The following is a 6,373-nucleotide window of genomic DNA, read 5'->3' on the forward strand; positions in this document are numbered from 1 at the left end:
TTCTTTCAATCCGAATTTATTTCAAAAAGGTCTGGATGCGACTATGGTTCAGGTGGATAAATGGGTAAAAGACGGCATCACGGCCGAAGAATTGGAAAACAAGAAAACCAACCTGATCGGAAGTTTTAAAGTTGGAATGTCTACCACAAACGGAATGGCAAGAACTATTTTAAGTTTTATCGAAAGAGGTTTAGAACCAAACTACATCGACCAATATCCAAAAGATATTGATAAGGCGACTTTGCAACAAGTAAACGACGCGATTAAGAAATACATCAAATTGGACAAGATGATTATCATCAAATCGGGATCTCTTGATAAAGACGGTTTACCTTTGAAATAATGTCAGTTTTCAGTCTCAGTTTTCAGTTTCAGTGATGGTTTTTCAACTTGAAATTTAACTTTGTCAAAGTTTCAAACTTTGACAAAGTAGTGCGATTGAGAATATTTTTATTAAAACATAAAAGCTCCAAACATGATTTGGAGCTTTATGTTTTTGCGACAAAAGTAAACTTTCAATTTTAAGAAATCACTAAACTTCCTTTTCAATAGACGCTTCCAGCATCAAGTAATGAAGATCAATATTTTGTACAAAAGGTTTTAATAATTCACTTCCTGGACCGTACATAGCCAATTCTACATAATCTCCGGAATGGTCCATACTGATCCATCCCACATTGTTATGTTTTTTCTGAATTTCTGAATAGGCTTTAAAAGGTAACTTTTTATAATTATACAAACCGTCTTCTTGTTTTTCTAAACCAGAATAAAAATCCTTTAAATGCTTTGCTTCATCATCAGTAAGACTGATTTTATTGGTTTCTTTTATCCAGTCTTTAATTTGCTGTAGATTGAAATCGGCATGAATAGCGTTTAAAATATATTCATTGGTATATTTATAATCGGCAATGCTGTTGAAATTTTTTACGGCATCGGCTCCATAAATTAGTCCCGGATTTGCATTTCCGTGATCTGTAGTAATGATTACCAGAGTTTCTTTGTCTTTTTCGGCAAAATCGATGGCTGTTTTCACCGCCTCATCAAAAGCTAGCTGATCGTGAATCAAGGCTGCAATATCATTTGCATGCGCTGCCCAATCTACTTTTCCGCCTTCAATCATTAATACAAAACCATTTTTATGATCTTTCATCTGGTCAATAGCTGCAGCACTCATTTCTGCCAAAGTAGGAGTGTGCTGTAATTCTGCAATATTGTTTCTGTCAATTGTATACGGTAGCGCTCCAGTAGCAAAAACACCCAACGTTTTGGTACCTTTTTTTATATTTTCTAAATCTGATTTTCCTTTTAAAACCTGATATCCTTTATCTTCATAAATCTTGTACACATCTTTTTTATCTGTTCTTTTCGATGCATTAAAAAATTCATCACCACCACCCATCATAACGTCAAGTCCAAGGTCGGCATACATTTCTGCAATTTCATTTTCAGCATTTCGGCTATCTGAATTTACACAAAAACCTGCTGGAGTAGCATGTGTTATCGTAACCGTTGTCACGCAGCCGGCTTTTTTTCCAGCGTTTTTAAATTTCTGCCAAATTGGAAGATATTTTTCGCCATTTGCACCAATATTCAATACTCCGTTTTTAACTCTATGACCGCCTCCAAAAGAAGAACTTGCAGCTGCAGAATCGGTAACAGCAGAATTTGCAGATGCAGTATCCATTAAAGCTCTTGCAACTTTATTTTCTTTGTAAAGATTCATCCAGTTTCCATTTTTACCCAGAATATTTTGCGAGTACAAATTGGCCATTTGCAATGTTCCTGAACTCATTCCGTCACTAATCAGGAAAATTATATTTTTTGCTTTTTTGCCTTTCTTAGTGATTGTCTCCAAATCATTAGCTAGAATAACGGACGGACTAAGCGTAAATAGTCCTGCTAATACTGATGAGCCTTTTAAAAATCTGCGTCTGTTCATTTTAATTTATTTAGTAAAGCGTAAATTAAATACATTTTGAAATCTAACGCAACTTTATTGCATTAAATAATTGTTTTGTTTAGATTATCTCTTTTCGAGTGTTGATTTACTTGAGAATTTAAGATTTAAACTAAGCCAATGTTTATTTAAACTTAAAAGTTAAGCACAGAAAAACTCAATAATGATGCGTATCTTTGAGATTATAATTACTAATAATGCTATCTATGAAGAAAATAGGATTTCTATCGTTTGGACATTGGGCCAATCATCCTTCGTATAAAGCTCGTACAGCAGCAGATACACTTCTTCAATCTATCGATTTGGCCGTTGCTGCAGAAGAAATTGGTTTGGATGGGGCTTACTTTAGAGTGCATCATTTTGCGCGACAGTTAGCGTCACCTTTTCCTTTACTTTCTGCCATTGGGGCAAAAACAAGTAAAATAGAGATTGGAACTGGAGTTATCGATATGAGGTATGAAAATCCCTTGTACATGGTCGAAGATGCTGGTGCAGCAGATTTAATTTCCGAGGGACGTTTACAATTAGGCATCAGTAGAGGATCGCCGGAACAAGTGATTGATGGTTGGCGTTCTTTTGGTTATGAACCTCTAGAAGGAGAAACAGATGCCGATATGGGACGCAGAAAAGCTCTAGAGTTTTTGCAAAGACTAGACGGTGAGGGATTTGCAGAGCCGAATCCGTATCCTATGTTTCCAAATCCGCCGGGATTATTGCGTTTGGAGCCACATTCTGAAGGACTGAGAGAACGAATCTGGTGGGGAGCTGCCTCTAATGCTACCGCTATTTGGGCAGCTGAGAACGGAATGCACCTACAAAGTTCTACTCTAAAGTATGACGAAAATGGGAAACCTTTTCATGTTCAGCAGGCAGAACAAATCAGATTATATAAGGAAGCATGGAAAAAAGCGGGACATCATTATGAACCAAGAGTTTCAGTAAGTCGTTCCATCTTTGCGCTGGTAACAGATGAGGACAGATATTACTTTGGAAATCAAGGTAAAGAAGCAGATAGTTTTGGTTATATCGAAAGTGATAAACGTGCTATTTTTGGCAAAGGTTATTCAGCTGAGCCAGACAAACTTATCGCTGATCTTGCTCAGGATGAAGCCATTCAGGAAGCAGATACGCTGCTTTTGACAATTCCTAATACATTAGGTGTGGAGTACAATGTACATATATTGGAATCTATCTTAAAATATGTCGCTCCAGAATTGGGCTGGCGTTAATTTTTAAATCAATTTATACAAAGCTCCCTTTTTAAGGGAGCTTAATTGTTTTTTATCTTTTCTTTTAAATTTAAAAATGCAATCCAAAAATGAATAAAGTACTTTTAAAGAATATTTCTATTTTCTTGTTTTTACTATCGACTTTTTTTTGTAGTGCGCAGGAGAATTCAACTTTACTTGTCAATGAAATTTATTCTCCATCTAAAAAAGAAAAACTTTCAACAGATGCTTACGACGTCTTTAAAACAAATAAGTTTTTGAATTTTAAAAATAAACAAACTCTTATCGAGAAAATTGAAGGTACTGTTTATAAAAGTATTGATTTGAAGAAATATTTCTCAGTTCAAAAAGATTGGGAAGAAATTGAAAAAGAAGATATTAATGCATTTGAAAAAGATAAAAAATCCGAATATTCTTTTCAGAATAATGTAATGACAGAAACAAAGACAGAATACGGAAGTTATGAGGTTCGTAGAGAAATTAAAATAGTTTACAATCCAAAATGTTTCGTGCTACTTTATGAGAAAAAATATTATGTTGGAAATAATTACAATCGTACAGAAAGCATTGTAAATGATTACGACAATCAAAATAGAGTGGTGAAAATCACTAAACGTACGGAATATCCCAAGAAAGAGAATAATACGGAGTCAGTGATCACGATAAAATATGAAAATGATATTGTAAATATTTCAAGTGAGAACGGAAATATACTTTGTCAATTTACTGCTAAATAAAATAGCTAAGTCGTTTTATTTGGTTTACTAACGTATTTATTTCCTTTAATAAAAAAGCGCCAAGGTAAAAGTGCATGTTCTTGTGCATAGGCAACTCCTACACGTGGCGAAGCAAAGATCTGCTCTTCAGTATATTTAATACCATGATCTTCCAGCCAGATTTCATCTCCGTTTAAATCTTTTTTATTAAAAGAAGCATCGATTCCCATCGCTTTTGCAGCCGAACCAGGACCAGATGAGATGGCTGATTTAGTAGAAATCATATTTCTTCTTTCTTCCATAAATTGCTTTCCTTCCAAAGGTTCAATTGCTCGTATTAAAACAGCATGCGGTTCTCCTTCAATAGAACTTACAATATTGAAAAGATGATGAATTCCGTAGCATAAATAAACATAGGAAACACCACCTGTACCAAACATAATTTCAGTTCGGTTGGTTCGTCTTCCTCCATAAGCATGTGATGCTTTGTCCTGAACACCAAAATAAGCCTCAGTTTCTACGATAATTCCAGCAGTTGTTTTTCCATCAATTTGGGTGTAAAGAACTTTTCCTAAAAGATCTTTCGCCAGAAAAATAACATCAGAATTTAAATAATATGAAAACGGTAATTTGAAAGGATATTTTGAAGCATTTTCCGTCATTGATTTATCTATTAGAATATTTGTTTAAAAGTAAATTTAAAACTTTCTCAATATATTCAGAAATGAATCATTCGTATTGTGCTAGTTTTATAACTTTTAAAAGTGATTGTATAAGCAGGAATTTCATATTTCAGGTAATTTTATTGAAATTTAAATTTTGCAGATTATGAAAACAAACAATCAGAATTCAGATACTGCTAAAAAAGGCGGCTCTGATCATAGAAGTGATACAAGAAAACATCAATACAGAGATCATGATGAAGTTTTAACTAACGATGAAAATTATGATACCGATACTCATAAATTTAAAGGAGAGGAACCTGATTTTGATGATAAATTAGAGAATGAAGAAAGGAAGTAAAACATAAAATGTCTCAGACCAAATCTGAGACATTTTTATTATGTGTTAAAACAATTCTAGTTGATTGTTCGGATTTGAAGGTTTATTTTTTGGAGGTTTAGCATCTCCAAAAACCGTTTTCCCTCCATATTTATAAGATTCTTCACGTTCTCTTTGAATTAAGGCGTCAAAATTAGAATTGGGAGTAAAACCTTCCTCAGCTTTTCTTGAGATTTCAGATAATTTTCGGATAGCATCAATTTTATCACTATTTCCAATTTTAGCACGGTTTATAGCTCTTTGTAAAGTATCAATGGTTTCGTCGTAAATGTTTACAGGAACAGGAAATGGATGTTCGTCTTTTCCTCCGTGAGCAAAAGAGAAGCGTGCAGGATCTTCAAATCGGGTAGGAGTACCATAAATTATTTCGCTAACCAATGCTAAGGATTGCAAAGCTCTTGGTCCCATTCCTTTCAAAAGTAATAATTCTTCAAAATCTTCTGGTTTGTTTTCATGAGTTGTCCAGAGCATTGCACCCAGTCTTTTCATGTTAACATCCTCAATTCTGACATCATGATGTGCAGGCATAGAAAGATGCTGCATTTCTTTTATAATTTTTGTTGGAGATTCTTTGACTAACTCCAAAATACCTTCTCTTGATTTTGTGGCTTTCTCAGCAGTTAGATTTAAGATCGTTCCCTGATTTTCTCCATAAATAAAAGTATGAGGTTCATTTATAAAAGACTTTAAATCCGGTGAATGCCAGTGATATCTTCTTGCTGTTTTTGAATTAGGATTCATTCCTTGTTGTATAACGGCCCATTGCCCTTTATTGTCAACAATAAAATTATGTTGGTACAACTGAAATCCGTCCTGAATTGCTGTATTGTCTACTTTAGCAGTAAGTCGACTGCAATTGGCCAGATTGTTTCCGTCAAGGCCTGTTTTTTCGCCTACAAATAATAGTTCTTGTGGCGTTAAAAGTGAATTTTTGCCCTTTCCTCCACAGATATAAATACCAAGTTCTTTGGAATGCGGATTGACAGATTTTTTTAATGCTCCCAATACAGAAGTAGTAATTCCAGATGAATGCCAGTCCATGCCCATTACAGCACCAAAACTCTGAAACCAAAAAGGATTACTCAACTTACTGACTACTTCTGAAGTAGAAAATTCTAAAGCTATCGTTTCTACAATTGCAAAACCGAGTTTAGACATTCGTTCTGAAAGCCATAATGGAACTTGTCCATAATGTAGTGGAAGATCTGCTGTACCGGAACGTTTCATGTTGAGCAATTGTGTTTTACAAAGGTAATAAAAGTATTTGCATGGAATATCTAACTTATAACAAGGAATTATTTATAATAATTATAAACATCTGTTAGATACAGATTTATGAAAAATAAAAAGATTCTTTTTATTAAATTTATATGATTAAAGGTCTAATATTCATAAAAATTGTTTACTAG

The 6,373-nt window shown here is 34.0% G+C and carries 6 protein-coding genes and 1 pseudogene; 4 read left to right on the forward strand and 3 right to left on the reverse strand.

Going from position 1 to position 6,373, the window contains the following annotated elements; all coding sequences use genetic code 11:
* Positions 1–343, forward strand: a pseudogene (locus VGE71_RS02210) (insulinase family protein); the annotation flags it as partial.
* Positions 344–532: 189 nt separating this feature from the next.
* On the opposite strand, the gene VGE71_RS02215 reads toward VGE71_RS02210, so the two are convergent.
* A complete protein-coding gene (locus VGE71_RS02215; RefSeq protein WP_331136836.1) occupies positions 533–1,939 on the reverse strand; it encodes an alkaline phosphatase in 1,407 nt (468 codons plus the stop codon).
* Positions 1,940–2,163: 224 nt separating this feature from the next.
* On the opposite strand from VGE71_RS02215, the gene VGE71_RS02220 reads away from it, so the two are divergent.
* Both VGE71_RS02220 and VGE71_RS02225 read left to right on the forward strand, forming a co-directional pair.
* On the forward strand, positions 2,164–3,186 hold the full coding sequence (locus VGE71_RS02220; RefSeq protein ID WP_331136837.1) for an LLM class flavin-dependent oxidoreductase: 1,023 nt from the start codon (positions 2,164–2,166) through the stop codon (positions 3,184–3,186).
* An 89-nt stretch (positions 3,187–3,275) separates the two neighbouring features.
* Entirely contained in the window at positions 3,276–3,923 is a 648-nt protein-coding gene (locus VGE71_RS02225; RefSeq protein WP_331136838.1) for a hypothetical protein, read from the forward strand.
* A gap of 5 nt (positions 3,924–3,928) precedes the next feature.
* Here VGE71_RS02225 and VGE71_RS02230 read toward each other — a convergent pair whose 3' ends face one another.
* Positions 3,929–4,564: a DNA-3-methyladenine glycosylase gene (locus tag VGE71_RS02230; protein ID WP_331136839.1), complete on the reverse strand. Its 636-nt coding sequence runs from the start codon at positions 4,562–4,564 to the stop codon at positions 3,929–3,931.
* 166 nt (positions 4,565–4,730) lie between these two features.
* Here VGE71_RS02230 and VGE71_RS02235 point away from each other — a divergent pair, with 166 nt between their 5' ends.
* Positions 4,731–4,925, forward strand: coding sequence for a hypothetical protein (locus VGE71_RS02235; RefSeq protein ID WP_331136841.1), 195 nt, complete (start codon positions 4,731–4,733; stop codon positions 4,923–4,925).
* 45 nt (positions 4,926–4,970) lie between these two features.
* Here VGE71_RS02235 and VGE71_RS02240 read toward each other — a convergent pair whose 3' ends face one another.
* Complete coding sequence (locus VGE71_RS02240; RefSeq protein ID WP_331136840.1) at positions 4,971–6,191, reverse strand: DUF763 domain-containing protein; 1,221 nt, start codon at positions 6,189–6,191, stop codon at positions 4,971–4,973.
* Between the last annotated feature and the right edge of the window lie 182 nt (positions 6,192–6,373).

Source organism: Flavobacterium sp. (assembly GCF_036405015.1).
Classification (GTDB): Bacteria; Bacteroidota; Bacteroidia; order Flavobacteriales; family Flavobacteriaceae; genus Flavobacterium.

Bases quoted from the DNA above. Each gene is read 5' to 3' on its own strand.
- VGE71_RS02215 (WP_331136836.1), bottom strand. From the start codon at position 1,939: ATGAACAGACGCAGATTTTTAAAAGGCTCATCAGTATTAGCAGGACTA.
- VGE71_RS02220 (WP_331136837.1), top strand. From the start codon at position 2,164: ATGAAGAAAATAGGATTTCTATCGTTTGGACATTGGGCCAATCATCCT.
- VGE71_RS02230 (WP_331136839.1), bottom strand. From the start codon at position 4,564: ATGACGGAAAATGCTTCAAAATATCCTTTCAAATTACCGTTTTCATAT.
- VGE71_RS02240 (WP_331136840.1), bottom strand. From the start codon at position 6,191: ATGAAACGTTCCGGTACAGCAGATCTTCCACTACATTATGGACAAGTT.
- VGE71_RS02225 (WP_331136838.1), top strand. From the start codon at position 3,276: ATGAATAAAGTACTTTTAAAGAATATTTCTATTTTCTTGTTTTTACTA.
- VGE71_RS02235 (WP_331136841.1), top strand. From the start codon at position 4,731: ATGAAAACAAACAATCAGAATTCAGATACTGCTAAAAAAGGCGGCTCT.